Origin of the sequence: Pseudomonas fluorescens (assembly GCF_902497745.1) — a bacterium.
GTDB classification, from domain to species: Bacteria; Pseudomonadota; Gammaproteobacteria; order Pseudomonadales; family Pseudomonadaceae; genus Aquipseudomonas; species Aquipseudomonas fluorescens_BM.
The window spans coordinates 15,484-41,371 of record NZ_CABVHJ010000015.1; the positions used below are offsets into that span (position 1 = coordinate 15,484).

Genomic DNA, 25,888 nt, shown 5'->3' on the forward strand with positions numbered 1-25,888 from the left:
CTCCTTGTCGCCGCACCGATGGGAGCGGCCTCTGCTGGAGTGTAGCCAAATCTTGTTACACCTTCCTGCCTTCCAGATGGCTACGCCGATACTGCTCCGGCGTACACCCAGCCTGCCGCGCAAACATGGCGATGAAGGCCGAGCCGCTGCTGTAACCGAGGTCGAAGGCAATTTCCTGCACGCTGCGTGAAGTTTCCAGCGCCTCGATCGCGGCGAGATAACGCAGTCGCTGGCGCCACTCGCCAAAACTCATCCCCAGCTCCCGAACGAATTGCCGCGCCAGCGTGCGCTCACTGACGTGCACCAGCAGCGCCCAATGCGCCAGCGGCTGATTGTTGCCCGGCTCGGCCTGCAAGGTTTCGAGGATCGCCAGCAACCCCGGGCTGCTCGCGTAGGGCAGATAACACTCATGCACTGGCGCCTGTTGCAGTTGATCGACCAACACCTGCGCCAGACGCTGGTCGGCATCGAGCTCGGGAATCTTTACGTCACGGGCGGCGAAGTCTTTGAGAATCGCCTTGAGAATATCGCTGATTGCCAGAGTACAGGCGCGTGTCGGCAGTTCGGCGCAGACCTTGGGGTCGAGGCACACTGCACGATAGTTGACCGGTTGATGACTGTAGAAACTGTGCTCGATCTGCGGCGGCACCCACACCGCGTATTGCGGCGGCGACATGAAGCGACTGCCATCGACGTCCATGTGCAACACACCGTGTGCGGCATACTCCAGCGTGCCCCAAGGATGACGGTGCGGCGCGGCGTATTCATGAGCGTTGAAATCGGCGTAGCGGAAATACACCGCCGACGGCAGTTCGCTGAAATCCAGCAGATCGATGTGTTTACTGTTCATGCTGTCCGGTTTCAGAGGCAGGTTGTCTGGTTCGAAGTATAGGCTTGCATCCAGACAACGGATAATTGCCGTTCATCAACGTACTGGTTTCAACTCATGCAATACGCGTTTCCGCTGCTGGCGATTTTTATCTGGGCTGGCAATACCGTGATCAACAAACTGGCGGTCGGGGCGATTTTCCCCGCCGAGATCGGTTTCTACCGCTGGCTGCTCGCCGGTTTGCTGTTCACCCCGTTCATGCTCAAAGCGGTGATCGCGCACTGGCCGCAGATCCGTCCGAACCTGGGCAGGATTTTCATCCTCGGCGTACTCGGCATGGCGGTTTATCAAAGCCTCGCCTACTTCGCCGCGACCCTGACTACCGCGACCAACATGGGCATCATCCTGTCGCTGATGCCGTTGATGTCGCTGGCCATGGCGATCATCAGCCTTGGGCAGCGTCTGACCGCCGGCGCGCTGGTCGGTGCCGTGTTGTCGTTTGCCGGTGTGCTGGTGGTGGTGTCGTCGGGCAGCCTCGGCGCGTTGCTGCAACACGGCGTGAACATGGGTGATGCGATGATGCTGATCGCGACCCTGGCCTATGCGATCTACAGCACGCTGCTGAAAAAATGGCAGCTGCGCCTGCCGCCGCTGGTGTTGCTGTATTTGCAGGTGCTGGTGGCGATTGTCGTGCTGTTTCCGCTGTATGCGGCTTCGCCGAAGACCGGTTTGACTCTGCAGAACATTCCGCTGGTGCTGTATGCGTGTCTGTTGGCTTCGATGCTCGCGCCGCTGGCGTGGATGCAGGCTGTGCAGCGCCTGGGGCCGAGCCGCACGACGTTGTTCTTCAACTTGCTGCCGTTGATTACCGCGCTGATTGCAGCGGTGGTGTTGAAGGAACAGTTGGCGATGTATCACCTGCTGGGTGGATTGCTGACCTTGGGTGGGGTGATTCTGTCCGAGCGTTGGACCACCGTGTTGGGTCGCAAATTAAGCGTCGCCTGATCCGGCCTCTTCGCGAGCAAGCTCGCTCCCACAGGTGTCCGCATTCCTTCTGTTGGAATGCATTCGAATGTGGGAGCGAGCCTGCTCGCGAAGAACGATGACGCGGTCTCAGGGCTAAACCCCGGCAGCCTCAAGCCGCGCCGCATGCTCGACAAACAGCCGCACCGGATCCGCACCTTTGCCGACCAGCCCCAGCGACTGATTGACGATGTCGAAGTGATCCATCGGATAGTCATCACCAATCACCGTGCCCAGATGCGAGCTATACCGCCCGACCATCCCGTCGCACTGCCCCGGCTCCCGGACAAAGGTTTTCGCAAACAAACGGCAGCTGCGATTGGTCCCATCGAACAGATTGCCGCCACGATCGGTCTTGCCCGGCTGCAAAGTCCCCGACCATGAGTAATAACGTACGCCGTTGACCTCTTCGGGCCCGTGCCCGCCCCACGTCTCGGGCAAGCCCTGTGGATAACGCTGATTGAACAGCGCCACGCCCTCAGTGGTCAGCGATTGATGCGAGGCGTGGATATCCACCGGTAATTTCGGCCCGCGATAACCGGTCTCCAAAACAGCCATCAACCACCCGATAAACCGTAGCAACGCCTCAAGCAGCCGCCCCTTGGCGCTGTCGGCCGGATAATTTTTTTCCAGATAATCGGCCAGCTCCGAGCCATGATTCGGTCCGGCCACCGACGTGACGGACGCCACCAGATCCGGCCGTTTCGCCGCCGCATAGCGTGCCGTCAGCGAGCCCTGACTGTGGCCGAACAGGTTGACCTTTTGCGCCCCGGTCTCGCGCAATATCTCATCGATGCGCGCGAGCAACTGCTCGCCGCGCACCTCAGTCGAGTTGAGCGGCGATACCTGCACGGCAATCACCGTCGCACCACCACGGCGCAATGCCTTGATGATGCCGTACCAGTATGGATAGAGAACCAGCCGGATAAACCCGAGCATGCCCGGCACCAGCACCAGTGGATAACGCGTCGACATGGGCAAACATCCTTGTGGTCGGTGAGTGGATGCAAGGCGTGCAAAACGCCCGCCAAGCATCCTCCCTGATGATGACAACTCAACCACCAGCCTACTTCAGGCCCACCACCCCCGCCACAATTAGCCCGACCGAAACCAGTTTGACCAGCGTCAAGCTTTCGCCGAGCAGGGCGAAACCGAGGAACACCGTGCCCAGTGAGCCAATCGCCGTCCAGATCGGGTACGCAATGCTTACCGGCAACTCACGCATTGCCAGCGTGAGAAAGTAGATGCCGCCGACCGCCGCAATCACCGTGATCAACGACGGCCAGAGCCGGGTGAAGCCTTCGGCGTACTTCATGCCCATGGCGAAGGTCACTTCAAATCCGGCGGCGATCAGCAAGAACAGCCAACCCACCTAGAACACCCGGGCGAGGTCGAGCAAACGCTGCTCGGCCTCGGCCACCGACACCGCGAAGGTGCGCTCTGCGGATTCTTCGCCCTCGGCGGCGACCACGGTGACGTCGTTGATGCCGATGAACCCCAGCGCCGTGCGCAACCATGGATCGGCGTGGTTCAACGCTTCCAGCTCGCCACCCGGGCCAAAGCCGAAACCGCCGCGACTGGTGACGATCAGCGCCTTTTTGCCCTGCAACAGCGGGGTGTATTGAGCGACGCCATTGTCCAGCGTGTGATCGAAGGTCAGGCCCAGGCGCACGATCTGATCGACCCAGGCCTTGAGGCCGCTGGGCACACTGAAGTTGTACATCGGCGTGGAAATCAGCAGCAGCTCGTGGTCGAACAACTCGCTGACCAGTTGATCGCTCAGGGCCAGATCGGCCTGCATCGACAATGGACGTGCTTCAGGCTGTGGATAAAACGCGGCGGCGACAAAGGCTTCGTTGACCGCCGGAATCAGTGCCCGCCCGACCTCGCGGCGAGTCACTTGCGCCTGCGGATGACGCACCTGCCAGGCACTGAGAAAATGTTCCGCCAAGCGCCGCGAGTGAGAACGGTCACCACGGGGGCTGGCATGGATCGCAAGAATTTTGCTCATCTGAAACTCCTTGAGACTAGACTTGAGCTGCTGTGTCACTGCAGATTGCAGGCGGCACACCGTGGCCTCAAATGAGCAAAAGTCAGTCGGGATGAATTGATTTCATCCATGGAGTTTTCAATGTTTGCCTCGCTGCCCCTGACCGCCCTGCGCGCCTTCGAATCCGCTTCACGCTTGCTCAGTTTCAAGGCTGCCGCCGAAGAACTGTCAGTCACGCCCACGGCGATTTCGCACCAGATTCGTTCGCTGGAGGACTGGCTCGGCGTCGCGTTGTTCGAGCGCCTGCCGCGCCAGGTACGTCTGACCGAGGGCGGCGAGCGCTTGTTTCGCAGTCTGCATGGCGCGCTGCTGGAAGTGGCGCAAAGCGTCGACACCCTGCGCCCGCAGCGCAACGCCAGCACGCTGACGCTATCGACCACCGCCGCATTCGCAGCACTGTGGCTGGTGCCGCGCCTCGGGCGTTTTTATGCGCAGCATCCAAACATCAACGTGCGCCTCGATACCCATTGCGAAGTCATCGATCTGCATCAGGACGCCAGCGTCGATCTGGTTTTGCGCTACAGCCTCGACGACTACCCGAACCTCTATGGCCTGTGCCTGTTCGATGAATCATTTGGTGTTTACGGTTCGCCCGAGCAAGTGGCGCTGGCCGCGCGGCGCACGCCGACGCTGATCAGCGTGCGCTGGCACAACTCCAAGCTGTATGCCCATGGCTGGGAAGCGTGGAGCGCCAAGGCCGAGGAAAACTGGCTGAACCAGCAACCGGCCATCCGCGAATACGATGAAGAGCATTACGCCCTGCGAGCCGCGATCGCCGGGCAAGGGCTGGTGCTGGCGAGCAATATTCTGGTGTCGGAGAGTGTCGCCAGCGGTTTGCTGGTGCCATACAAGGGTGAGGTTCAAGTCGATGGCGCCGGCTACAGCGCTTTGTGTGTGCCGGGGCGCGAACGGCATCCACCGGTGCGGGCGTTTTTTGCCTGGTTGCGGGGGGAGGCAGTTTTGTCCGGGCTGGTGCCAGGATCGCAGCCTTCGGCAGCTCCTGCAGGGGTTGCGTAAACCGATAAAACTTTTTGCAACGCTCATGACTCACAGCTTAGGTAGCGACCGCGTCCGCAGAACGTGGCGCCCATCGGATTAGCCTCCAGGAGATCGAAATGAGCGACGACCTGCATCTGTCAGATGTTCAAACCTTGCGCGACCGTGCGCGCCAACACGTCGAAAACGGCGCCGTCACCGAGGGCTACAGCGCCGACCGTGATGAGGTGCTGCGCTTGCTCAATGAATCGCTGGCCACTGAATTGGTCTGCGTGTTGCGTTACAAACGCCACTACTTCATGGCCAATGGCGTGAAAGCCCATGTGGCCGCGGAGGAATTTCTCGAACACGCCACCCAGGAAGCCCAGCACGCCGACCGCCTGGCCGAGCGCATTGTGCAATTGGGTGGCGAACCTGAGTTCAACCCCGACCTGCTGTCGAAGATGTCCCACGCGCAATACGTGGCCGGCAACACCCTCAAAGAGATGGTCTACGAAGACCTCGTTGCCGAGCGCATCGCCATCGACAGCTACCGGGAAATCATCCAGTACATCGGCGAGAAAGACCCGACTACGCGGCGTATCTTCGAAGATATTCTGGCGCAGGAAGAAGAGCATGCCGATGACATGGCTGACATCCTGAACGACCTCTAAAACATTAAAGCGGGCCGCAACAGAAGCAAAAAGATCGCAGCCTTCGGCAGCTCCTACATGGAAATGCATTCCAAGGTAGGAGCTGCCGAAGGCTGCGATCTTTTGATCTGGCTCTTATTTAGTGGGTTTTACGGTGACAGGCGCCTTGCCCGCCTTCATCTGCTCCAGCAACGGCGCACACTGGTTCGGCTCACCACCACTCGGCGCCACCAGCGCCAACAGCCCCGCCGCCGGCGCCGCGATCACACCCAACGCAACCATCCCCGCCCCACGCAACATCAGCGGCACAGCCTTCACACCCGCGTCCGGCTTGATGAACTTGCCACGCACATACAGCGGCGAGCGCAAGGAAATCAAACGCCAGCCCTTGGATTCCGGCGTCACGGTCAGGTCAAGCTGCTCAGTGGCCATGTTCGCCGTGCCGTCGATGTAGATGATCGCGTTCTCGGTATCGAAGACAAACAGCTGTGTGGTGGCCAGACCGCTCTTGATGTCGAAGTCCGCCGCCGCGCAGTTGATCTTCACTTCCTTGTCGCCAAAGATCTTGCCGACCACGTAGTTACCGACGTTGAGCCCGGCCAGTTCCATCAGCTCACGGCTGATCGCACCGTCGTTGATCAGCATCTTCAATTTGCCATTAGCACCGCCCAGCAGCTTGGCCACCGAGTTGCCGCGCCCAGTGATATCGGCGTCGCCATTGAGCTCACCGAAACTGGTCTTCATCGGTTCAAAGGTCGGGAACAGCTCTTTGAGTTTGAAGCGGCGTGCGGTCAGTTTCGCCCGGCCTTCCAGCGGTTCGGTGCGGCCGTTGAGGCGAATTTGTGCATCGAGATTGCCGCCAGCGACGCCGAAGCGCAGCGGCTCCAGGCTTAGTTCGCCGTCGTTGAGTTTCAGGTGGGTATAGAGGTCGTTGAACGGCAGTTTCTCGCTGTGGACGATGCGTTTGCCGGTGAACTCGACGTCGGCGTCCATCGCGCGCCAGCGATCAGTCTTGAACTCTTCGACCGGCAGCACTTTATCCGCTGGCTGTTTGCTTTCGCCGCCGCGGGCCTTTTGCTTGTCATTGGAGTCGGCGCCGATCAGCGGTGCGAGGTCAGCGAACAACAGTTGATTGGAGAGCAACGCGCCGCTGAGTTTCGGCCGTGGCTGGCTGGCCACGTAGGTCAGGTCGCCATGAATATCACTGCTGCCGATCTTGCCGTTGAACTGCTCGTAGGTGAATTTCGCGCCCGCCTCGTCATGCAATTTGGCGATCAAGTGACCGTCAGTGGAATACGGCGGGGTGTCCGGCAGAGTCACGCCAGTCAGCGGATAAAGATTGCCGAGGCTGGCGCCGGCCAGTTTCAGGCGCAGATCGAGGGCGCCGAGGTTGAGCGGATCGGTCAGCGTACCGGCCAGCTCGATGCTGGTATCGCCGATCTTCGCCTGGGCCTGCAACGGGAAGGGTTTGCTTGCGTCCTGCAGGGCAAGCAGCCCGCCGATCTTGCCTTGGCCGGTGAGGTTCTGGCCGTGGTATTGACCTTTGACCTTCAAGGCAAACGCATAATCCTGCGGGGCGCCGCCCTTGTCCTGCGCGGTTTTCGCCGCTTTGGCACCGACGATATCGCTGTACGGAATGGGCTTGCCCAGCGGATCGATCAGCACATCAAGCTTGGTCTTCAGGGTCTGATCGTCGAGGGTGACGTGGCCCTTGTCGAAACCGATGGCGCCAATATCAACCACCCAATTCGACGGCTCCGCATTCGGATCTTTTGGATCGAACTTGAACGTCCAGTTGGCGCGGCCGTCGGCCAGACGCTGCAACTCGGCGTTGGGTTCGGTCAGATCGATGCGCGGAATCACCACCCGTTGCGCCAACAACGCCAGCGGCGAGATGCGCAGTTCGACGCGCTTGAGCGTGACCATCTGCGGTTGCTTCGACCAGTCCGGGTTGCCCAGGCTCAAATCCTCAGCAACCACGTGCGGCCACGGCACCCACGCCCGCCAGCCGCCCTCGTCCGGCTCACGCTGCCAGATCACCGCGAGGTTGCCGTTGATGGCAAACGGTCGGTGCAGTTCTTCCGAGACTTTGGCGTTGAGCGGCGGTTTGATCCGGTTCCAGTCGAAGAACACGATGATCAATACCAGCACGGCCAGTAGCAGCACGAGGATGGCGAAGGTCCAGCTGAAGATTTTTCCAGTGCGCGTCATGCACAAAGCTCCTGATCACGACCGCACGCAAAGACTGCGGCGTACGGCTGAAACGGCGGGCCAAAGCGGCCCTCATGAAATCTACGACTGGCAAACCAGCCGCAGGTTTAATCGAAAGGTCGATTAAGGCGCGAAAAGTCGCGCGAAATCTGACCGATCAGTCGAACAGTGTTACCGCGACCCGCACTTTTGCGAGGCGCGAGTGAGTCGGAAATACCCACCCCGGTGCAAAACCGTCGCCCGCAAAGCCGCGATCTAGAGCCTCCCGGCAGAACAATCAATTCTGTTGATTATTACCATTGCGTTTATGAACTTTTATATCGACTTATCGAGAGTAGCATTGCCCTCGTACTCACTTTATCGCCCTCCCAAGGAGCAACCCATCATGAAACGCCAATTACTGCTCAGCCTTACCCTGTCGATGCTAGCCAGCACTGCTTTCGCCCTGCCCGCTGCCGACCAAGCTACTCCGCAAGTGAAATCCAGCCACTCGGTGTTCAGCCAGACCGTAGCCGCTGATGGTTCCGACCGTACACCACAAGGCCAGACCCTCGCTGAAGGCGGCCGTGATCGCCTGGAAGAGAAAGGCCTGGTTCAGGACGGCTACGACAAGACTCCACAAGGTCAGGCTCTGGCTTCCGACGGTAGCGAGCGCACTCCACAAGGCCAGACCCTGGCATCTGACGGCACCGAACGCACTCCACAAGGCCAGACTCTGGCATCTGACGGTACCGAGCGCACCCCACAAGGCCAGACTCTGGCTGACGACGGCTTCGACAAGACTCCACTGGGTCAAGCACTCGCCGAAGGTGGTGGTGACCGTGTGATCGAACGCAACAGCAAATTGAGCTAAGCCCATGGCGGCCTCGAAAAAAAGCCCAATCCCCGGATTGGGCTTTTGACTTTTCTGGCCCGATTAATCTTTCGCTGCATGCCCTCCCGTTCGACGCCGACAAAGCCGATTTGCTAGAGTGCGGCGCTTGTCCTGCCAAAGAACACACCCTGCGATGCTGCCCCGCGCCGAACAGAAACAACAGACCCGCAACGCCTTGATGGACGCTGCCCGCCACCTCATGGAAAGCGGCCGAGGATTCGGCAGCCTGAGCCTGCGCGAAGTGACGAAAACTGCCGGGATTGTGCCCACCGGTTTCTACCGGCATTTTGCCGATATGGACGAGCTGGGCCTGGTGCTGGTCAGCGAAGTCGGCCAGACCTTCCGTGAAACCATTCGCCTGGTACGGCACAACGAATTCGTCATGGGCGGCATTATTGATGCCTCGGTGCGGATCTTTCTTGACGTGGTCAGCGCCAATCGCTCGCAATTCCTGTTTCTCGCCCGTGAGCAGTACGGCGGTTCGCTGCCGGTGCGCCAGGCGATCGGCCGGCTGCGCGAGAACATCAGCTCCGACCTCGCTGCCGACCTGACGATGATGCCCAAGCTTCAGCATCTGGACGCCGATGGCCTGAGCGTAATGGCCGACCTGATCGTCAAATCGGTGTTTGCCACCCTTCCCGACATCATCGACCCGCCCGCTGAAGCGCTGCCGGAGCATCTGACGCCACAGGCGAAGATCACCCAGCAACTGCGCTTCATCTTTATCGGGCTCAAGCATTGGCAAGGTCTGGGCAGTACCGAGTAACTCCCCTCTATCACTGACACACCATATCCCCCCTGTGGGAGCGAGCCTGCTCGCGAAAGCGTTGTATCAGCCAACATCTATATTGCTGACCCACCGCTTTCGCGAGCAGGCTCGCTCCCACAAGGGTCATGCGTCACGGCCTCCATTTGGTGCATTAAAAAATCTTCACGCACCAAAACACTTCACAATCCCGCAACATCTTGAAACATCCGCTACGCTCCGACAGGGATTTCCTACATCTCGTCCGATTGGCAAGCCCCTTGCTCTAGACCAATCATTGTCCATAGCTGGAAGTTTTCCGATGCTGGTGATTCACCGCAGAATCGACCCTCAACCCGTCTGGGCCGCCGAGTTGCACCTGACCTTCGAAGCGCGGAGCAAAAGCCGTTTGCGCTGTTTCAGTGCCGAGGGCGAAGACGTCGGGTTGTTTTTGGAGCGCGGTCAGCCGCCACTGTTTGATGGCGAGTGCCTGCAAGCCGAAGACGGGCGCATTGTCCGCATCTGCGCCCGCCCCGAGCAATTGCTGCACGTCACCTGCGCCAATGCCTTCGAACTGACCCGCGCTGCTTATCACTTGGGTAATCGCCACGTCGCCCTGCAAGTTGGCGATGGCTGGCTGCGTTTGCTTGACGACTACGTGCTCAAAGCCATGCTCGAACAGCTTGGCGCACAGGTTGAAGCCATTGAGGCGCCGTTCCAGCCGGAACACGGTGCCTATGGCGGCGGCCATCACCATTCACGCCACGGCGACGAAGACTTCAACTACGCGCCGAAACTCCATCAGTTCGGCGTACGCCTGTGAATCCGGCCTGGGCGCTGTTGCGCCTGGCCAGTCCGCAATTGCCGATTGGCGGCTACAGCTATTCGCAAGGCCTGGAAATGGCTGTGGATAACGGCCGCGTGAACAATCCTGACAGCGCCCGGCGCTGGATCAGCGATCAGTTGCTGCTCAACATCGCCCGCTTCGAGGCGCCGCTGCTGCTCGCGCATTGCCAAGCGGCGGCGGATGAACAATGGGCGGAGTTGCTAAGCCTGTGCGAAAGCCATCGCGCCAGCCGCGAGACGCGCGAGTTGCATCTGGAGAGCCGGCAGATGGGCTATTCGTTGCAGCAACTGCTCAATGGCTTGCCGGAACTCGACGCATCCGCCCGCAGCTTTCTCGATCAATGCCCCGAACCGCATCTGGCCCTGTGCTGGGCGCTGGCCGCGCGCGCCTGGGGCATCACCCCACAGGACGCCCTCGCCGCGTGGCTGTGGAGCTGGCTGGAAAACCAGCTCGCCGTACTGATGAAAACCCTGCCGCTGGGTCAGCAAGCCGCGCAACGCCTGACCAGCGAACTGCTGCCGCTGCTGCAACAAGCGCAGCAGGATGCGAGCCGAATCAACCCCGAACACATGGGCAGCGCCGCGTTCGGCCTGTCCCTGGCGTGCATGGCCCACGAGCGCCAGTACAGCCGCCTCTTTCGCTCCTAGGAGAAACATTAATGAACACACAACCTCTGCGCGTCGGCATCGGCGGCCCGGTCGGTTCCGGCAAAACCGCGTTGACCCTGGCCCTGTGCCTGGCCCTGCGCGAGCGCTACAACCTCGCCGTGGTCACCAACGACATCTACACCCGCGAAGACGCCGATTTTCTCGTGCGCAACGAAGCCTTGGCGCCGGAGCGGATCATCGGCGTGGAAACCGGCGGCTGCCCGCACACGGCGATCCGCGAAGACGCCTCGATCAACCTTGAAGCGGTGGATCAACTGAACCGGCGTTTTCCGGGGCTGGATCTGATTCTGGTGGAGTCCGGCGGCGACAACCTCTCGGCGACTTTCAGCCCGGAGCTGTCCGACCTGACCATCTACGTGATCGACGTCTCGGCCGGCGACAAGCTGCCGCGCAAGGGCGGACCGGGGATCTGCAAATCCGATCTGCTGGTGATCAACAAGATCGACCTGGCGCCGCTGGTGGGTGCCTCGCTGGAGATGATGGACAGCGATACCAAACGCATGCGCAACGGCAAGCCGTTCGTTTTCAGCAACCAGAAAACCGGTCAAGGCCTGGAACAAATCATCGCCTTCATCGAACGCCAGGGCCTGCTGACCGCAGCCTGATTCACTGATCAACAAGGAAGCTTACTCATGACACTCAAACGCATTCTTGGCGCCGTGGCGCTATTGCTGACTCCAGCATTGGCCTTCGCTCACCCGGGGCATGGCGACAGCGGTCTGGTCGCCGGCATCAGCCACCCAATTGGCGGTCTCGACCATTTGCTGGCGATGGTGGCTGTTGGCTTGTGGGCGGCGCAGCAGCAAGGCGCGGCGCGTTGGGCGCTGCCGTGCACGTTTGTCGGCACCATGTTGATTGGCGGCATGCTTGGGTTTGAAGGGCTGGAATTGCCGGCGCTGGAAAGCGGGATTGCCGCGTCGGTGCTGGCGTTGGGTCTGGCGGTGGCATTGGCGGTGCGTCCGCCGTTGGTCATGGCGGTGGCGGCGACGGCGCTGTTTGCGCTGTTCCATGGCGTGGCGCATGGCTTGGAACTGCCGGACATGAGCAGTCCTTGGGCGTATGCGGCGGGTTTTGTGGCCGCGACAGCTGCGCTGCATGCCGCTGGTTATGCCGTAGTGCGTTTCCTGCCTCAGGCGGCGGCACCATTGGTGCGCCTTGCTGGTGCTGCCTCGGCGGTGACCGGTGCCTGGTTGCTGGCCGGCTGATTTCTATCGCCTGAACTGCCACTTTCGCGAGCAGGCTCGCTCCCACAGGTTTTGTGTACGCTGCAAATCCACTGTGGGAGCGAGCCTGCTCGCGAAGGCGGACTGACAGACACCACATCGCTCAGGCCGGTCTCTCTGCTACCATGTCGCGCAATCGCCCCAGCCGTGACGACGTCCGCCCATGCCCCACGCTTCCCGCTCCACCTCCCTGCCTGAATTGACCGCCCTGTTCGATGATGTGCAACAGCACTTCGTCAACGTGATCGTGCCCCTCTGGCAAGGCCCGGGCTGGAACGCCGACATGGCGCTGCCCTACGAGGCGCTTGACGCCGCACATCAGCCGCTGCCACCGCAACGCTATCGGGCGATGGCCTGCGCACGGCAGCTGTACCTGTTTTCCAGTCTGATCGGGGTTGTGGATAACGCTGACGTACGCGCGGCAGCGCTGTTCCGCTCCTTGCAACGGCACTTTCATGATGCCGAGCACGGCGGCTGGTTCTACAGCATCGATGCGCAGGGCAAGCCGCTGGATCAGCGCAAGGATCTCTACACCCACGCCTTTATCCTGTTTGCCTGCGCGCATTACTGGGCAAAGTCCGGCGATCCACTGGTCGAGTCGACTCTGAATGCGGCGCTGGAAATCATCGGCCGACGCTTTGCGACCGGCGATGGATTGTACGAAGCCTGCCTGGAGCGCGACTGGATCACCCTGCAAACCGGTCCGCTGCAAAACCCGTTGATGCACCTGGCCGAAGCATTCCTCGCGACCCTTGCCGTGCGCGAAGATGCCCAGACGCAGAAAGCGTTGCTGGAGTTATGCACAGCCATGCACAAGCAGTTTGTCGATCCGCAATATGGCGTGTTGATGGAGAAGCCGCTCGGCGCTGTGGATAACTGGTATGAGCCGGGGCATCAGTTCGAATGGTATTTCCTGCTGGAATCGTCGCCGTTGCTGCGCGATTCGAAATTGCACGCGGCGCTTGACCGAGCCTTTGCCTTCACCGAGCAATACGGTGTGGTGCAGCCATCCGGCGCGGTGCGGGCGATGCTTGATCTGGAAACGGATGGACGCCCGCGAGACTCGACCCAGCGGATCTGGGCGCAGGCGGAATATCTGCGCGCACTGACGTTGCGTCAGGGCAGTGAAGCGGTGGTGCTGCGCCAGTTGCAGGCGTTGCAGCAGCGGTTTCTGCATGCCGGTGGCTGGCATGAGTGTCGGGATGAGCAAGGGGAAGTCAGTCGCAAGGACATGCCTTCGACTACGCCGTATCACTTGGCGACTTGCTACCACGGTCTGGCTGAATATCTTCGCTGACTTATAGATCGCTTTCGCGAGCAAGCTCGCTCCCACAGTTGATTTGTGCAGTTCACAAATGGTGTGTTCAGCGCAATTCCAATGTGGGAGCGAGCTTGCTCCGGGCGGCGATCCGACGATCAGCCGTTACACGGTCTTCAGGCGATCCACTTCTTGTCCCCGGTAAAGCTGATGGTCAACCAGCGCGCCGCATCCGGCTTGCCCAGCTTCGCCGAAATCTCTTCGCGTAACGCATCCAGCTGTCCGACATTGCTCAGCGCATAATCTGCCGGCAACACCACATGAATCTCGATAAACCGTGCCCGCCCATGCTTCTGCACGTACGACACGTAATCGTCGAAACCATGCTCGGTTTTCGCCGCGTCCATCACCTGGCGCACTTGATCATCCAGTGTGTCCGGCGCGATCCCCAGCACATCGCGCAAGGCCGGGCCAAGGATCTTGAACGCCGGTGGCAACATGGTCAGGGCCAGCACGATCAGGATCAACGGGTCGACATACACCGCCCACTGGCCATAGCCCTGAGACTTGAGGAGCAGCGCCGCGAGGAAACTGATCAACAAGCCCACGGACAGCATCGCGTCCACCAGCCAGCTGATGTTGTCGAACTGGATCAGGCTGGATTTGAGCTTGCGGTTACGCTGCCGGACGTAGAAGAAGTAGGCGAACTCGACAACGGTAAACACCGCCGCATAAATGATCACCAGGCCCAACTCGATGTCGCGACCACCGTTGACGATGCCGAACACGCCGTTGAGGAACGCGTAGATCGCGATCAACATCAGGAAGCTGCCTTCGATCAGCAGCACCATCGGCTCCAGATGCCAGAAACCGAACTGGAAACGGTGATTGCTTTCCTTGGCGATCAGCTTGGCAGTGATCAGCATCAGAACTTTGATGAACGTTGCGATCAGCGAAAAAAAACCATCAAACAGGATGGATTGCGAACCTGAAACAAAACCGGTGACGATCCCGGCAATCGCCACGGCGAACATCAGGATGGTCGATTGTTTGAGCAGTGCCTGCTCACCTCGGTTACTCACTTTGACTCCTCGAAAAACCTTGAAAACCGCGGGGTGCGGTTGGGTTGTTGCGAGGGGAGTTTACCTTATCGGTATTTATTGCCTGTGACGGCCCCTTCGCGAGCAAGCTCGCTCCCACATGAGACCGCAATCAAATGTGGGAGCGAGCTTGCTCGCGATTGGCTTCAACGCGGTCTTAAGCCTTGTTCCGCTCAATGGCAAAACCGGCCCAGGTCTGGCTCACCGGCATCAACTCGAGGCTGTTGATGTTGATGTGCGCCGGCGCATTCATCACCCAGAAAATCGTCTCGGCGATGTCCTGCGGCTGGATCGGCTCGGCACCGGCGTAAGTCGCGTTGTAACGTTCCTGATCGCCAGCAAAACGCACCAGCGAAAACTCGCTCTCACACAGCCCAGGCTCAATGTTGCTGACCCGCACGCCGGTGCCCTGCAAGTCGCAACGCAGGTTCAGCGAGAACTGTTTAACGAACGCCTTGGTCGCGCCATACACATGGCTGCCCGGATACGGATAGTTGCCGGCGATGGAGCCAAGGTTGACGATGCCGGCGCCACGGCCATGGGCGATCAGACGCGGCAACAGCAAGCGGGTGGCATACATCAGGCCTTTGACGTTGGTGTCGACCATGGTGTCCCAATCGTCCAGATCGCACTTCGGCGCCGGGTCCACGCCCAGCGCTAAACCTGCGTTGTTGATCAGGCCACGCAGTTTGGCGAACGATGGCGGCAAGTTGGCAATCGCCTCCTCCATCGCCTTGCGATCACGCACATCGAGGACCAGACCGTGCACTTCGGTCTGCTTCGACAATTCGGCGCACAGCGCATTCAGGCGTTCTTCACGACGGCCGGTCAGCACCAGTTTCCAGCCAGCCTCGGCAAAACGGCGGGCGCAGGCTTCACCAAATCCGGACGTCGCGCCGGTGATAAACAGGGTGTTGGACATCGTGTTCTCCTTGCTTCGGCCGCCGGGGCAGCCCTTGGAATAGAAAATCAACAGGCAGCATGCCCGCCCGCGCATTCACGGGCAACACCCACAAGCTGTACAAAAAACGACCAACCGCACCAACGCTATAGCCACCGTGGCCTGTAGCCATGTGCACGCATGTTATCCACAGTCCCTTCCACAGTTTCCGGGGGCAAGTGCAAACGCGCAAAGCCGCGCCACACAAGGGTTTGCGGGCGAAATAGAAAGTTTTTTGCTTGACCCTGAAGTGGCGGATGTGCGGGACATGGCATTTTGCACGACTGGTCAGTCAGCACAGTGATTGCGCGAGGCCAGCAATTACGGCCCTCAGCGCAGTCTTTCCAGAGTTTAATCACAGACTTATCCACAGGCTTGTTGACCGGTAATCGCTGCTACCGGCGCCTCTATAAAAAGGTTGACAACGAAGACTTCAACCCCCGCAAAAACGCCTGATCAAAAAATAACCACACGCTTGCAAGCCACGGTTTAAAAGGCACGCAGCCAGATACACCCACGTTATTCACAGCCAGCTCCACAGCAAACGGGGACAAGTCAAAACTGTGGAAAAACAGCCATTTGCAGCGTCTATATGTCGCGCTTTGGCAGCTTGGGGAATTTGTTTTCCACAGACCGAGAAGGAGCGCGCGTCTCAAACCTAGCATGCCCACATCTCAGAATATTTGGCTACGTTCAGGCGAAATGCTGCCTCAATTATCCAGCTTATCGATAGCTCTACTACGTCAGTTTGGGTATAATTTTTTTATTTTATTTTGTCTACTACTACAATTGTAATGTGTGCTTAGGCATTGCAAATTAAAGCTAAACGATAGGAAATGACCATGTCACTTCTCAGCCAGCTAGAAGAACTTCAGTGGAAGCAGTTACAACATGACGAAAAGTACCATAAAGAAATTTGGGTACTTAACGTACAGCAGCGCATTACCCACATGGTTTTGCACCTTTCAAAATACAGTGCCAAACTAACTCTGTCGGCACTTGAACACAATATTGAAGAACTAAAAAAAGCAACCATTGACTCACTAATAATTGTCACATCATCAACTAATATATTTAACAAGCTGCTAAGCGATTTCGCCGTCGACCAATCAGAAAAAGATTTATCAGACATCAATGCACTTGCCTCGAAACTTTTAAAAGAAGAAAGCTTTGATGGATACGAGCCAAATATATCTATGGCTATAAAGGTCAATAGCTTAACAGGAAGAATGTGTAAGGCTGTTGAGTCGCTTGACCACCTTGAGGCGTATCCTTTTAAAGAAACGCTTCTCGACTCGTTGGCATCCATTTTCAGAATATTGCTTGCATTGGCTTGCCATTTGAGAATTGGAAAGATTGAGGAACCGATTGAAAACAGACTCTACTCAGTCGAAAAAAATAATATATTTTTCAGTAGGTTAGGCAACTACAAATCAGGATATTAAGATGTTTTGGAGCGGTGACAAACTTAAGAAAAAACTTGTCGACCTAGTAGAAAACGCTGAAGGTAACACTTCAGGAGTTGATGTCGACTGCGCGGCAATATCACTGACGGTAGGCAATGAAGTTTACATCACACCGAGCAACGAAAAAGACCCAAATGTTAAGCAAATTTTAGATGACAAAAAACCTCAGTTCGTAATTCCAAAAGGGCAGTTTGCACTTTTACTCACAGCGGAAACATTGTACGTCCCAACCACGGCACTAGCATTCATCTCCTTCAAAGCAAAGTATAAATTTAAGGGGCTTATTAACGTATCAGGATTCCATGTGGATCCTGGCTGGAAAGGGCAGCTTACTTTTTCCGTATACAACGCCGGACCTACTGACATCGTATTGGAACGCGGAAAGCCTTTCGCACTTATTTGGTACGCAGATCTCGACTCTACTGCAACAGCTGAAAACGCAAAGAAATACGAAACACCTGTAAAAAAGCTAAATAGCGATAAAATCTCTGATATGACCGGAGAAGTTTTTTCGCCTTTCAAGTTAAAACAAGAAATAGATGACTTGAAAAAAGAATTACTAACACTAGAAAGCAAGATAATAGCAAGGTATTCAACAGTGATCTTTGCAGTTTTCACTGCCATCCTTGGCTTCGCAATAAAAGATCATGTCATAAAGTTCTTTGATAACTTAGTCAACTGATACTTTATATTTCGAGTCGCGAACTTTGAACATTTTAAATCTCAAAGCAAACTATGCCTACGATGATTACTGGAATTTCGCTTACGCCCGACAAGAAGCGTTTTTTTCTCGGTTCTCTCCGAAAGGCTCTCACGACCCCATCATCTCGACGTATAAATTCACCAATTGTTACAGAGCTCTCGACCGGACATCGCAATACCTTATAAAAAACATAATAAATACTAAAAACGATAGTGCTGAAGATACCTTTCTCCGGGTAATCATCTTCAAACTATTCAACAAAATTGAAACTTGGGAACACTTGGAAAAAGAACTAGGAAGAATCTCAATCGAAAGCTTCTCAATAAAAAATTATTGCGACATCCTTACTAGACTAAAGACTGAAGACATTAAGATTTACTCTGCTGCTTACATCATGCCCTCCGGTAAAGCAGAATACGGCCACTCGATCAAACACATGAACAATTTAGAAATGATACAGTTCATGATAAGCCGAGAAATCCACAAGTCTATTTGGAGCAAAACTAATTTATTTGATATTTACGAAAGCCTTCTTGAACTTCCCTCGATAGGAAAATTCCTAGCCTATCAGTACGCAGTCGATCTCACATACAGCGAGTACAGTAGCGCTGATGAGAGTCAATTTGTAGTCGCCGGCCCCGGTGCAGAACGTGGTATAAGAAAGATATTTCCGAACGCAAACAAAAACGAATACGAACTCATAATAAAACACATGACAGAAATACAAGAACAAGAATTCAATCGACTAGAGCTACCATTCAGATATTTACCAAATAGAAAACTCCAGCTCATAGACTGTCAAAATTTATTCTGTGAACTAGATAAATATTTAAGAGTGAAACGTCCGGAACTGGGAAAGCCTGGCGCAAGAATTAAACAGAAATACACAAAAAACACCACAACTATAGATTACGTATTTCCTTCAAAATGGAACATACCTAAATTTAGAGAAACAATCTAAGCATGAACATCTACTTCGAAAGAAAATTTACAAAAAAAGAAAAGCGGAGAATTGCATGGTCTGCATTTTTTGTCCTCATATCAACAATAATTACTTTTTGTACACTTCCACAAAAAAACAAAGCTAGCGACTGCTTTCTCATTCCAGAATCTCAACATACGCCAGAGTTAAGCTACACCTTAAAAAAAGAGTGCGTAGAATATATAATTAACTCTATAACTTTATTTGACCAATTCATGCATATCGTAAAACTGGCAACAATATTCATTCCGATATTTATTACCGCATGGCTGACAATTCATTTCATTAGCTGGATCAATGAAACTCCGTAGTCAATAACCTCTACCCTAAAAAATCAAACCAAAGAAGTGTGGCCGCTCTTTTCCGAACGGCCACAATATTCAGTGCCCGCCCAGATAGGCGTTACGCACCTCCTCGTTCACCAGCAACTCTTTACCCGTACCCGTCAGGCGTATCTCGCCGTTGACCATCACATACGCGCGGTCCGACAGCTTCAGCGCATGGTTGGCGTTCTGCTCGACGAGGAAAATGGTCATGCCGGTTTTCGCCAGTTCACGCAGGGTCGCGAAGATCTGCTTCACCACAATCGGCGCCAGTCCCAAGCTCGGCTCATCAAGCAGCAACAGCTTCGGCCGACTCATCAACGCGCGAGCAATCGCAAGCATCTGCTGCTCACCGCCGGACATGGTCATCGCCCGCTGGGTGCGCCGCTCCTCTAGCCGAGGGAACAACGTGAACATGCGTTGCATGTCCTCTTTGGCGTACTTGTCGCCAATCGGGATGGTGCCCATCAGCAGGTTTTCCTCGACGGTCATGTCAGGGAACACTCGCCGCCCTTCCGGCGACTGCGCAATGCCGTTGGAAGCGATGTAGTGCGAGGACTTGTGGGTAATGTCGACGCCTTGATAAAGAATCTGCCCGCCCGCCGCCCGTGGCTGGCCAAAGATCGACATCAGCAACGTCGATTTGCCCGCACCGTTGGAGCCGATCAGGCTGACGGTTTCCCCTTCGTTGATCTGCAGCGAAACACCTTTGAGCGCCTGGATCGGGCCGTAGAACACGTCGAGGTCTTTGAGTTCGAGGATCGGTTGCGTCATACCAGCTCCTCTTCGTCGGCGCCCAGGTAGGCGGCAATCACTTTCGGGTCGTTGCGAATGGCTTCAGGCCCGCCTTCGGCGATGACGATGCCGTGGTCCAGCACCACGATGTGATCGGAAATACTCATAACCATGCCCATGTCGTGTTCGATCAGCACCACGGTCAGATCGTGCTCGTCGCGCAGCAGCCGGATCATCGCGCTCAGCGCTTCGGTTTCCTGAGGGTTGAGGCCGGCGGCCGGTTCGTCGAGGCAGATGATCTGCGGCCGCGTGCACATGGCCCGGGCGATCTCCAGACGGCGCTGTTGGCCGTAGGAAAGTTCACCGGCGAGACGGTTGGCACAGTCCACCAGATCGACCACTTCCAGCCAGTAGAACGCGCAGTCCAGCGCATCGCTTTCGGCCTTGCGATAGCCCTTGGTGTTGAGGATGCCGGCGAGCATGTTGCGGTTGACCCACATGTGCTGAGCCACCAGCAGGTTTTCCAGCACCGACATTTCCTTGAACAGGCGAATGTTCTGGAAGGTCCGCGCCAGGCCAGCACGGTTCACCAGGTGCGTACCGCCGAACATCTTGTAGTACATGCGGCTGAGGAAAGATTTCGGCGAGACGAAATCGGTCGGTTTGAACGATTCGCCCAGCAACTGGATGACGTTGGTCTGCTGCCCACGCACGTTGAGTTCGATCTTGCCGCCGGAGGCCTTGTAGAACCCCGTCAGACAGTTGAACACCGTGGTCTTGCCGGCGCCGTTGGGGCCGATCAAGGCGAAGATCGAGTTGCGTTTGACCTTCAGGCTGACATCGCTCAACGCCTTGATGCCACCGAAATGCATCATCAGTTTTTCAACAGAGAGTACGACTTCACTCATGGCGCAGTCCTCTCATAGTGAATGGCACCTTTGCGTGGAGTGACCCCGGTACGGCTGATGCGGATCAGCCCGCGTGGTCGCCAGATCATCATCAACACCATCAGGATGCCGAACAGCAGCACGCGATATTCGGCGAAGCCGCGCAGCAGTTCCGGGGCGACGGTGAGAACGAATGCAGCGATCACCACGCCAATGGTCGAGCCCATGCCGCCGAGCACGACGATGGCGAGGATCAGTGCCGATTCGAAGAAGGTGAACGAGGTCGGGTTGACGAAGCCCTGGTAGGTGGCGAAAAACACCCCGGCCAGACCTGCGGTCGATGCACCGATGGTGAACGCCGAGAGTTTGACCAGCACATGGTTGAGGCCCATCGAGCGGCAGGCGATTTCATCTTCCCGCAAGGCTTCCCAGGCGCGGCCGACCGGCATTTTCACCAGACGATGCTTGATGTACAGCACGGCCAGCACCACGAGGAACAACACCGCGTAGATGAAGTAGTACTTCACGTCCGGGTTGTAGGCGATGCCGAAGAACTCGTGAAACGGCACCCCGCCATCCTTCGCCCGTTTGCCGAATTCCAGACCGAAGAACGTCGGCAATGGCGCCGGCATACCGTTCGGGCCGCCGGTCAGCGACAACCAGTTGTTGAGGATCAGGCGAATGATTTCACCGAAGCCCAGCGTCACGATCGCCAGATAGTCGCCATGCAGACGCAACACCGGGAAACCGAGGATGCAGCCGGCCAGCCCGGCAGTGATCGCCGCCAGCGGCAGTACAGTCCAGAAACCCAGACCGAGGTATTGATAACCCAGCGCCAGACCGTAGGCGCCGATGGCGTAGAACGCCACGTAACCCAGATCGAGCAGACCAGCCAGACCGACCACGATGTTCAGCCCCAGCCCCAGCAACACGTAGATCAGTCCGAGGATGACCACGCCCAGCAGATAGGAGTTGGAGACAAACGGCACGATGACGGCCAGCACAATCAGCAGCGGGATGATCCAGCGCAGCGAGGATTTGTGATCGGCAGGCAGCACATGCACACCGGAACCGGTGCTCTCGAATCCGTCGAGAATTTTCAGGCCCTTGGGCGTTTGCAGGAACAGGCTGAGGGCAAAGCGGCCAATCATGACAATGCCAATGATCCAGGCCACTCGGGTCGGTTCGAGGTTGAAGCTGTAACCCTCGAGCACAACGCCGACAATCGGGCCGAAAACGATCAGGGCAATCAGGCCGGCCAGAATCGCCTCAACCAGGCTTTTTTTGATATCGATGGATTTTTGAGTGGTTGAAGACATCGCTTACACCTTCGACACAAGAGGACGGCCCAACAGGCCCTGCGGCCGGAAGACCAGAACAAGTACGAGCAGCGAGAAGCTGAACACGTCTTTGTAGTCGGAGTTGACCAGACCGGAGAACAGCGACTCGGAAATGCCGAGGATGATCCCGCCGAGCATGGCCCCGGGCAGTGAGCCGATCCCGCCGAGTACTGCTGCGGTAAACGCCTTGATGCCGATAATGAAGCCGGCATAGAAGTCGAAAGTGCCGTAGTTCATGGTGATCAACACGCCGGCCAGCGCCGCCATGGCTGCACCGATGATGAACACATAGGAAATGACCCGGTCGGTATTGATGCCAAGGATCGAAGCCATCTTGCGGTCTTGCTGGGTCGCACGGCACATGCGTCCGAGCTTGGTGTACTTGATGATGTAGGTCAGCAGACCCATGCCGACGAATGCGGCCACCAGAATGAAGACTTTGGTGTAGGTCAGTTGCACGAAGCCAGTACCGACTTCAACACGCCACGCACCGCTCAGCAGGGTTGGCACGCCCTGTTGCTTGGCGCCTTGGGCAATCTGTGCGTAGTTCTGCAGGATCAGGGAGATACCGATGGCGCTGATCAACGGAGCCAGTCGTGTGGAGTTGCGCAGGGGTTTGTAGGCGACTCGCTCGATGACCCAGCCATACACCGCGGTGATCACGATGGTGAAAATCAGGGTGCCGAGCATCAGCAGCGGGAAGGATTCAATACCGAAGTACGCCAGCAGAGCCAGACTGATTGCCGCCAGGTAAGCAGAAATCATGTAAACCTCGCCGTGGGCGAAGTTGATCATGCCGATGATGCCGTAGACCATTGTGTAGCCGATGGCGATCAGGCCATAGACCGACCCGAGGGTCAGGCCGTTGACCAGTTGCTGCAGGAAAATACCATCCATAACGCAATCTCACGCAGTGAGAACCTGCACACCTGTGATGTGCGGTTCTTCTAGGAAAAATACAGATTTACGTCGGAGCAATGTCAGCCACGATCAGCCCGACCCGCACCGCTCCTGTGGGAGCGAGCCTGCTCGCGAAAGCGGTCGATCATTCAACACATGTGTTGGCAGTCATTCCGTCTTCGCGAGCAGGCTCGCTCCCACATTGGATTGGTGCGGATCAGCTGATCGCGTCAGCCCTTACTTCTGTTTTTCCAGCTGGTGATATTTGCCGTCCTTGTCCCACTGGTAAACCACGTAGTCGGAGACTTTCAGGTCGCCCTTGGAATCCCAGGTTTTTTCGCCCATGACGGTTTTCACCGGATTTTTCTTCAGCCAGGCCGCAGCCTCTTCACCCTTGTTGGACTTCGCGCCATTGAACGCGGCAGCCAGGGTCTGCACCGAAGCGTAGGCGTACAGGGTGTAGCCCTCAGGCTCGGTACCGGCCTTGCGGAAAGCGTCTACCACGGTCTTGCTGTCTGGCAGCAGGCGTGGGTCGGCGCCAAAGGTCATCAGCACGCCATCGACGAATTGCGGGCCACCAGCGGTGGTCACCAGTTCGTCAGTCACGATGCCGTCATCGGACATGAACTTGACGTCTTTCAGGCCTTGTTCACGCAGTTGGCGAACCAGCGGGCCGGCCTCCGGGTGCAGACCGCCGAAGTAGACGACGTCGGCGCCGGCGCCACGGATCTTGGTGACGATGGTGCTGAAGTCTTTTTCACCACGGGTCAGGCCTTCGTACAACACGGGCGTCACGCCGCGCTTGACCAGTTGTGCCTTGGTGGCATCCGCCAGGCCTTGGCCGTAGGTGTCCTTGTCGTGCAGCACAACGACTTTCTTGCCCTTTAGCACATCAACGATGTAGTCACCGGCAACAATGCCCTGTTGGTCGTCACGCCCGCACATACGGAACATGGCGCTGAGGCCGCGCTCGGTGACTTGCGGGTTGGTCGAACCCGGGGTGATCGCGATGATCCCGGCTTCGTCGTAGATTTCCGACGCTGGAATGGTCGAAGAGGAGCAGAAGTGGCCGACTACACCGGCGACTTTCTGGTTGGTGAGGTCCTTGGCGACCGTCACGGCCTGCTTCGGCTCGCAGGCGTCATCGCCCTTGACCAGTACGATTTTTTCCCCGTTGACGCCGCCCGCCGCGTTGACTGCGTCAGCTGCTGCCTGTGCACCCTTCATGTACTGCTCGCCAAATGCCGCGTTGGCGCCAGTCATTGGACCCGCTACACCGATTTTCACATCAGCTTGAGCAAACGCAGAAACACCCAACGCAGTAGCCACTGCGAGGGCCAGAAAGCCTTTCTTGTAAAACGTCTGGGACATGAGGTGGTGCTCCAAGGTTTTTTTTAGTTGGCACTGCGACTTCACTTCACTGAATGCTCTGAGCAAGGGCCGTGCCATCGGTTTTTTATTCTTCAAAAAGTCGCTGCTTTCTTGTTATTTCGACTGTTTCGTTCCCATTTTCATTGGGCGTGCAACCGTCTAAACCGCGGAAGGTGAAACCTTTTATTTTTTCAGGCGCAACCCGCACGCGCCATCATTGCAACCGCGGCGCCAAACGACGTGCAACCAGCCTGTAACAGCCCGCGTCACCGAACTGCACACTGCTGGTGCGGGACTGCTACAACCCGCACCATTACAGGCTAGTCGCTGCATCGAAAAGCGCCGCTTCCGGCAACATATTTCAACACTCAAATCACAATGCGCAGGCACTGGCCCGCGTGATACAGCGAGAACCCGGCCTCGTACAGGCAACTGCGCAAGCCGACGCCGGCCAGGGGCTGCATCGGTGCGAAGGGAATCGGCAGGGCTTGAGGATTGCCGTTACACAGGTAGTCGGCGAAGGCTTTGCCGACTACGGTCCCGGTGGTAACGCCGCGACCGTTGTAGCCAGTGACGGCAACCAGTCCCGGCGCCGGTTCGAACAGACGCATGAGGTGATCGGGCGTGAAAGCGATGCGCCCGGTCCAGGTGCATTCCCACTCGACGGGTTGCAGATTGGGGAAGTAATGCTGCTGCACGCGGTCGGCCCAGGCCTTGAGAAACCAGGTCGGTTTCTGATTGCCATTGCCGAGGCTGCCGAGCAATAACCGCCCTTCTTTGTCGCGACGGATGCTGCTCAGCACCTGCCGCGTATCCCATGACCCCTGCCCGCCCGGGAGAATTTCCTGCGCGGCGTCCTCGGTCAGCGGCACCGAAGCGACCTGATAGTAGTAACCGGGAAAGAAGTTGCGCTTGAGTTCGGTCCAGTCACCTTCGGTGTAGGCGTTGGAGGCGATGACCACTTGCTCGGCCAGCACCGAACCGTGCTCGGTCTGCACCGACCAGTTCGAGCCCTGCCGCTCGAGGCGAGTGACCGGCGAATGATCGAACATTTGCCCGCCGAGACCTTTCACCGCGTTGGCCAACCCGGTGACATAAGCCATCGGATTGAGCGTACCGGCGCGGCGATCGAGCAAAGCCGCGGCGATTTTTTGCGTGCCGGTGGCTTGCTCGCACGCCTTGCCGGTGAGCAGTTCGACCGGGGCACCTCGGCGTTTCCATTGCTGTTCACGACTGCGCAGATCCGCCTCGCCCTTGGCGTTGTGCGCCATGTGCAGCGTGCCTTCGCGGCGTAACTGGCAATCGATGTTGTATTTATCCACAAGGCTGAACACCAGTGCTGGTGCGGCCCCGAGCATGCGATTGAGCTGACTGCCCACCGCTTCGCCGAAACCGGCTTCGATCTCGTCCGGCGGGATCCACATGCCGGCGTTGACCAGACCGACGTTACGCCCGGAACCGCCGTGACCGGCGCGATGGGCCTCCAGCACGCAGACGCTTTTGCCTTTTTCCAACAGATGCAGCGCCGCCGACAACCCGGTGAACCCGGCGCCGATCACGCAGACATCGACGTTGACTTCGCCTTTGAGCGCGGTGTTATCCGGCCTTTGCGGCGTGAGCTTTTCCCACAGACATTCTTCGCGTAACGGCATTGCCAGACTCCAACAGAAACCTGCCAAACACAGTGCTGATCCTGTGGGAGCGAGCCTGCTCGCGAAAGGGGCGTATCAGCCAACATCAATGTCGACTGACCCACCGTATTCGCGAGCAGGCTCGCTCCCACAG

Annotated in this window: 26 protein-coding genes; 13 read left to right on the top strand and 13 right to left on the bottom strand. The window is 57.4% G+C overall.

Annotation, left to right across the window (positions count from 1 at the left end):
* Positions 1-55: 55 nt before the first annotated feature.
* On the bottom strand, positions 56-850 hold the full coding sequence (locus tag F8N44_RS21645) for an AraC family transcriptional regulator (protein WP_150651735.1): 795 nt from the start codon (positions 848-850) through the stop codon (positions 56-58).
* A 96-nt stretch (positions 851-946) separates the two neighbouring features.
* Here F8N44_RS21645 and F8N44_RS21650 point away from each other — a divergent pair, with 96 nt between their 5' ends.
* Positions 947-1,834, top strand: a complete 888-nt coding sequence (locus tag F8N44_RS21650; protein ID WP_150651736.1) for a DMT family transporter — start codon at positions 947-949, stop codon at positions 1,832-1,834.
* A gap of 114 nt (positions 1,835-1,948) precedes the next feature.
* Here F8N44_RS21650 and F8N44_RS21655 read toward each other — a convergent pair whose 3' ends face one another.
* From F8N44_RS21655 to F8N44_RS21665, 3 genes are all read right to left on the bottom strand, one after another.
* Entirely contained in the window at positions 1,949-2,827 is an 879-nt protein-coding gene (locus F8N44_RS21655) for an esterase/lipase family protein (RefSeq protein ID WP_150651737.1), read from the bottom strand.
* 91 nt (positions 2,828-2,918) lie between these two features.
* Complete coding sequence (locus tag F8N44_RS21660) at positions 2,919-3,224, bottom strand: DMT family transporter (RefSeq protein WP_150651738.1); 306 nt, start codon at positions 3,222-3,224, stop codon at positions 2,919-2,921.
* A complete protein-coding gene (locus F8N44_RS21665; RefSeq protein WP_150651739.1) occupies positions 3,225-3,863 on the bottom strand; it encodes an FMN-dependent NADH-azoreductase in 639 nt (212 codons plus the stop codon).
* A gap of 108 nt (positions 3,864-3,971) precedes the next feature.
* On the opposite strand from F8N44_RS21665, the gene F8N44_RS21670 reads away from it, so the two are divergent.
* Together F8N44_RS21670 and F8N44_RS21675 are read left to right on the top strand one after the other, a co-directional pair.
* A complete protein-coding gene (locus F8N44_RS21670) occupies positions 3,972-4,919 on the top strand; it encodes a LysR substrate-binding domain-containing protein (RefSeq protein ID WP_191630932.1) in 948 nt (315 codons plus the stop codon).
* Positions 4,920-5,017: 98 nt separating this feature from the next.
* The gene (locus F8N44_RS21675) at positions 5,018-5,551 is read left to right on the top strand and encodes a ferritin-like domain-containing protein (RefSeq protein WP_150651741.1); all 534 of its coding nucleotides are present in this window, start codon (positions 5,018-5,020) and stop codon (positions 5,549-5,551) included.
* Between the two features lie 114 nt (positions 5,552-5,665).
* Here F8N44_RS21675 and F8N44_RS21680 read toward each other — a convergent pair whose 3' ends face one another.
* Positions 5,666-7,741 carry an AsmA family protein gene (locus tag F8N44_RS21680; RefSeq protein ID WP_150651742.1) on the bottom strand — a complete coding sequence of 692 codons (2,076 nt, stop codon included), beginning with the start codon at positions 7,739-7,741 and terminating at the stop codon, positions 5,666-5,668.
* Positions 7,742-8,126: 385 nt separating this feature from the next.
* Between F8N44_RS21680 and F8N44_RS21685 the strand changes: the two genes are divergently transcribed.
* The 7 genes from F8N44_RS21685 to F8N44_RS21715 all read left to right on the top strand — a co-directional run bounded on the left by F8N44_RS21685 (position 8,127) and on the right by F8N44_RS21715 (position 13,395).
* On the top strand, positions 8,127-8,594 hold the full coding sequence (locus tag F8N44_RS21685) for a hypothetical protein (protein WP_150651743.1): 468 nt from the start codon (positions 8,127-8,129) through the stop codon (positions 8,592-8,594).
* 154 nt (positions 8,595-8,748) lie between these two features.
* Positions 8,749-9,381, top strand: coding sequence for a TetR family transcriptional regulator (locus tag F8N44_RS21690; RefSeq protein ID WP_150651744.1), 633 nt, complete (start codon positions 8,749-8,751; stop codon positions 9,379-9,381).
* Positions 9,382-9,682: 301 nt separating this feature from the next.
* Entirely contained in the window at positions 9,683-10,183 is a 501-nt protein-coding gene (ureE, locus tag F8N44_RS21695; RefSeq protein WP_150651745.1) for an urease accessory protein UreE, read from the top strand.
* Positions 10,180-10,854 carry an urease accessory protein UreF gene (locus F8N44_RS21700; RefSeq protein ID WP_150651746.1) on the top strand — a complete coding sequence of 225 codons (675 nt, stop codon included), beginning with the start codon at positions 10,180-10,182 and terminating at the stop codon, positions 10,852-10,854. The genes ureE and F8N44_RS21700 overlap by 4 nt, the downstream gene beginning before the upstream one ends.
* An 11-nt stretch (positions 10,855-10,865) precedes the next feature.
* Positions 10,866-11,480, top strand: a complete 615-nt coding sequence (ureG, locus tag F8N44_RS21705; protein ID WP_007915910.1) for an urease accessory protein UreG — start codon at positions 10,866-10,868, stop codon at positions 11,478-11,480.
* Positions 11,481-11,507: 27 nt separating this feature from the next.
* Positions 11,508-12,080 (top strand): HupE/UreJ family protein, encoded by a 573-nt coding sequence (locus tag F8N44_RS21710; RefSeq protein ID WP_150651747.1) that lies wholly within the window; start codon positions 11,508-11,510, stop codon positions 12,078-12,080.
* Positions 12,081-12,261: 181 nt separating this feature from the next.
* Positions 12,262-13,395 (top strand): AGE family epimerase/isomerase, encoded by a 1,134-nt coding sequence (locus F8N44_RS21715; RefSeq protein WP_150651748.1) that lies wholly within the window; start codon positions 12,262-12,264, stop codon positions 13,393-13,395.
* Positions 13,396-13,532: 137 nt separating this feature from the next.
* On the opposite strand, the gene F8N44_RS21720 is transcribed toward F8N44_RS21715, so the two are convergent.
* Both F8N44_RS21720 and F8N44_RS21725 read right to left on the bottom strand, forming a co-directional pair.
* On the bottom strand, positions 13,533-14,438 hold the full coding sequence (locus F8N44_RS21720) for a cation diffusion facilitator family transporter (protein WP_150651749.1): 906 nt from the start codon (positions 14,436-14,438) through the stop codon (positions 13,533-13,535).
* 175 nt (positions 14,439-14,613) lie between these two features.
* Positions 14,614-15,378 carry an SDR family oxidoreductase gene (locus tag F8N44_RS21725; RefSeq protein ID WP_007915905.1) on the bottom strand — a complete coding sequence of 255 codons (765 nt, stop codon included), beginning with the start codon at positions 15,376-15,378 and terminating at the stop codon, positions 14,614-14,616.
* Between the two features lie 860 nt (positions 15,379-16,238).
* On the opposite strand from F8N44_RS21725, the gene F8N44_RS21735 reads away from it, so the two are divergent.
* From F8N44_RS21735 to F8N44_RS21745, 3 genes are read left to right on the top strand one after another with little or no spacing between them, the layout of a single operon-like run.
* The gene (locus F8N44_RS21735) at positions 16,239-16,841 is read left to right on the top strand and encodes a hypothetical protein (RefSeq protein WP_150651750.1); all 603 of its coding nucleotides are present in this window, start codon (positions 16,239-16,241) and stop codon (positions 16,839-16,841) included.
* Position 16,842: 1 nt separating this feature from the next.
* Entirely contained in the window at positions 16,843-17,544 is a 702-nt protein-coding gene (locus F8N44_RS21740) for a dCTP deaminase domain-containing protein (RefSeq protein ID WP_150651751.1), read from the top strand.
* A 25-nt stretch (positions 17,545-17,569) separates the two neighbouring features.
* Entirely contained in the window at positions 17,570-18,526 is a 957-nt protein-coding gene (locus F8N44_RS21745) for a nucleotide kinase domain-containing protein (RefSeq protein WP_150651752.1), read from the top strand.
* Positions 18,527-18,927: 401 nt separating this feature from the next.
* Here F8N44_RS21745 and F8N44_RS21750 read toward each other — a convergent pair whose 3' ends face one another.
* The 6 genes from F8N44_RS21750 to F8N44_RS21780 form a co-directional block, all read right to left on the bottom strand.
* Entirely contained in the window at positions 18,928-19,644 is a 717-nt protein-coding gene (locus tag F8N44_RS21750; protein WP_077570681.1) for an ABC transporter ATP-binding protein, read from the bottom strand.
* The gene (locus F8N44_RS21755) at positions 19,641-20,513 is read right to left on the bottom strand and encodes an ABC transporter ATP-binding protein (protein WP_016985385.1); all 873 of its coding nucleotides are present in this window, start codon (positions 20,511-20,513) and stop codon (positions 19,641-19,643) included. The genes F8N44_RS21750 and F8N44_RS21755 overlap by 4 nt, the downstream gene beginning before the upstream one ends.
* Positions 20,510-21,811: a high-affinity branched-chain amino acid ABC transporter permease LivM gene (livM, locus tag F8N44_RS21760; RefSeq protein WP_099757854.1), complete on the bottom strand. Its 1,302-nt coding sequence runs from the start codon at positions 21,809-21,811 to the stop codon at positions 20,510-20,512. Before livM ends, F8N44_RS21755 begins: the two co-directional genes overlap by 4 nt.
* Positions 21,812-21,814: 3 nt before the next feature.
* Positions 21,815-22,729: an ABC transporter permease subunit gene (locus F8N44_RS21765; RefSeq protein WP_150651753.1), complete on the bottom strand. Its 915-nt coding sequence runs from the start codon at positions 22,727-22,729 to the stop codon at positions 21,815-21,817.
* A 240-nt stretch (positions 22,730-22,969) separates the two neighbouring features.
* Positions 22,970-24,103 carry an ABC transporter substrate-binding protein gene (locus tag F8N44_RS21775; protein ID WP_007915892.1) on the bottom strand — a complete coding sequence of 378 codons (1,134 nt, stop codon included), beginning with the start codon at positions 24,101-24,103 and terminating at the stop codon, positions 22,970-22,972.
* 368 nt (positions 24,104-24,471) lie between these two features.
* Positions 24,472-25,755 (bottom strand): NAD(P)/FAD-dependent oxidoreductase, encoded by a 1,284-nt coding sequence (locus F8N44_RS21780; protein WP_150651755.1) that lies wholly within the window; start codon positions 25,753-25,755, stop codon positions 24,472-24,474.
* Positions 25,756-25,888 lie beyond the last annotated feature (133 nt).

Excerpts from the sequence above, each read along its gene's own strand:
- F8N44_RS21645 (WP_150651735.1), bottom strand. The coding sequence starts at position 850 with ATGAACAGTAAACACATCGATCTGCTGGATTTCAGCGAACTGCCGTCG.
- F8N44_RS21650 (WP_150651736.1), top strand. The coding sequence starts at position 947 with ATGCAATACGCGTTTCCGCTGCTGGCGATTTTTATCTGGGCTGGCAAT.
- F8N44_RS21655 (WP_150651737.1), bottom strand. The coding sequence starts at position 2,827 with ATGTCGACGCGTTATCCACTGGTGCTGGTGCCGGGCATGCTCGGGTTT.
- F8N44_RS21665 (WP_150651739.1), bottom strand. The coding sequence starts at position 3,863 with ATGAGCAAAATTCTTGCGATCCATGCCAGCCCCCGTGGTGACCGTTCT.
- F8N44_RS21670 (WP_191630932.1), top strand. The coding sequence starts at position 3,972 with ATGGAGTTTTCAATGTTTGCCTCGCTGCCCCTGACCGCCCTGCGCGCC.
- F8N44_RS21675 (WP_150651741.1), top strand. The coding sequence starts at position 5,018 with ATGAGCGACGACCTGCATCTGTCAGATGTTCAAACCTTGCGCGACCGT.
- F8N44_RS21680 (WP_150651742.1), bottom strand. The coding sequence starts at position 7,741 with ATGACGCGCACTGGAAAAATCTTCAGCTGGACCTTCGCCATCCTCGTG.
- F8N44_RS21685 (WP_150651743.1), top strand. The coding sequence starts at position 8,127 with ATGAAACGCCAATTACTGCTCAGCCTTACCCTGTCGATGCTAGCCAGC.
- F8N44_RS21690 (WP_150651744.1), top strand. The coding sequence starts at position 8,749 with ATGCTGCCCCGCGCCGAACAGAAACAACAGACCCGCAACGCCTTGATG.
- ureE (WP_150651745.1), top strand. The coding sequence starts at position 9,683 with ATGCTGGTGATTCACCGCAGAATCGACCCTCAACCCGTCTGGGCCGCC.
- ureG (WP_007915910.1), top strand. The coding sequence starts at position 10,866 with ATGAACACACAACCTCTGCGCGTCGGCATCGGCGGCCCGGTCGGTTCC.
- F8N44_RS21710 (WP_150651747.1), top strand. The coding sequence starts at position 11,508 with ATGACACTCAAACGCATTCTTGGCGCCGTGGCGCTATTGCTGACTCCA.
- F8N44_RS21715 (WP_150651748.1), top strand. The coding sequence starts at position 12,262 with ATGCCCCACGCTTCCCGCTCCACCTCCCTGCCTGAATTGACCGCCCTG.
- F8N44_RS21725 (WP_007915905.1), bottom strand. The coding sequence starts at position 15,378 with ATGTCCAACACCCTGTTTATCACCGGCGCGACGTCCGGATTTGGTGAA.
- F8N44_RS21735 (WP_150651750.1), top strand. The coding sequence starts at position 16,239 with ATGTCACTTCTCAGCCAGCTAGAAGAACTTCAGTGGAAGCAGTTACAA.
- F8N44_RS21740 (WP_150651751.1), top strand. The coding sequence starts at position 16,843 with ATGTTTTGGAGCGGTGACAAACTTAAGAAAAAACTTGTCGACCTAGTA.
- F8N44_RS21750 (WP_077570681.1), bottom strand. The coding sequence starts at position 19,644 with ATGACGCAACCGATCCTCGAACTCAAAGACCTCGACGTGTTCTACGGC.
- F8N44_RS21755 (WP_016985385.1), bottom strand. The coding sequence starts at position 20,513 with ATGAGTGAAGTCGTACTCTCTGTTGAAAAACTGATGATGCATTTCGGT.
- livM (WP_099757854.1), bottom strand. The coding sequence starts at position 21,811 with ATGTCTTCAACCACTCAAAAATCCATCGATATCAAAAAAAGCCTGGTT.
- F8N44_RS21765 (WP_150651753.1), bottom strand. The coding sequence starts at position 22,729 with ATGGATGGTATTTTCCTGCAGCAACTGGTCAACGGCCTGACCCTCGGG.
- F8N44_RS21775 (WP_007915892.1), bottom strand. The coding sequence starts at position 24,103 with ATGTCCCAGACGTTTTACAAGAAAGGCTTTCTGGCCCTCGCAGTGGCT.
- F8N44_RS21780 (WP_150651755.1), bottom strand. The coding sequence starts at position 25,755 with ATGCCGTTACGCGAAGAATGTCTGTGGGAAAAGCTCACGCCGCAAAGG.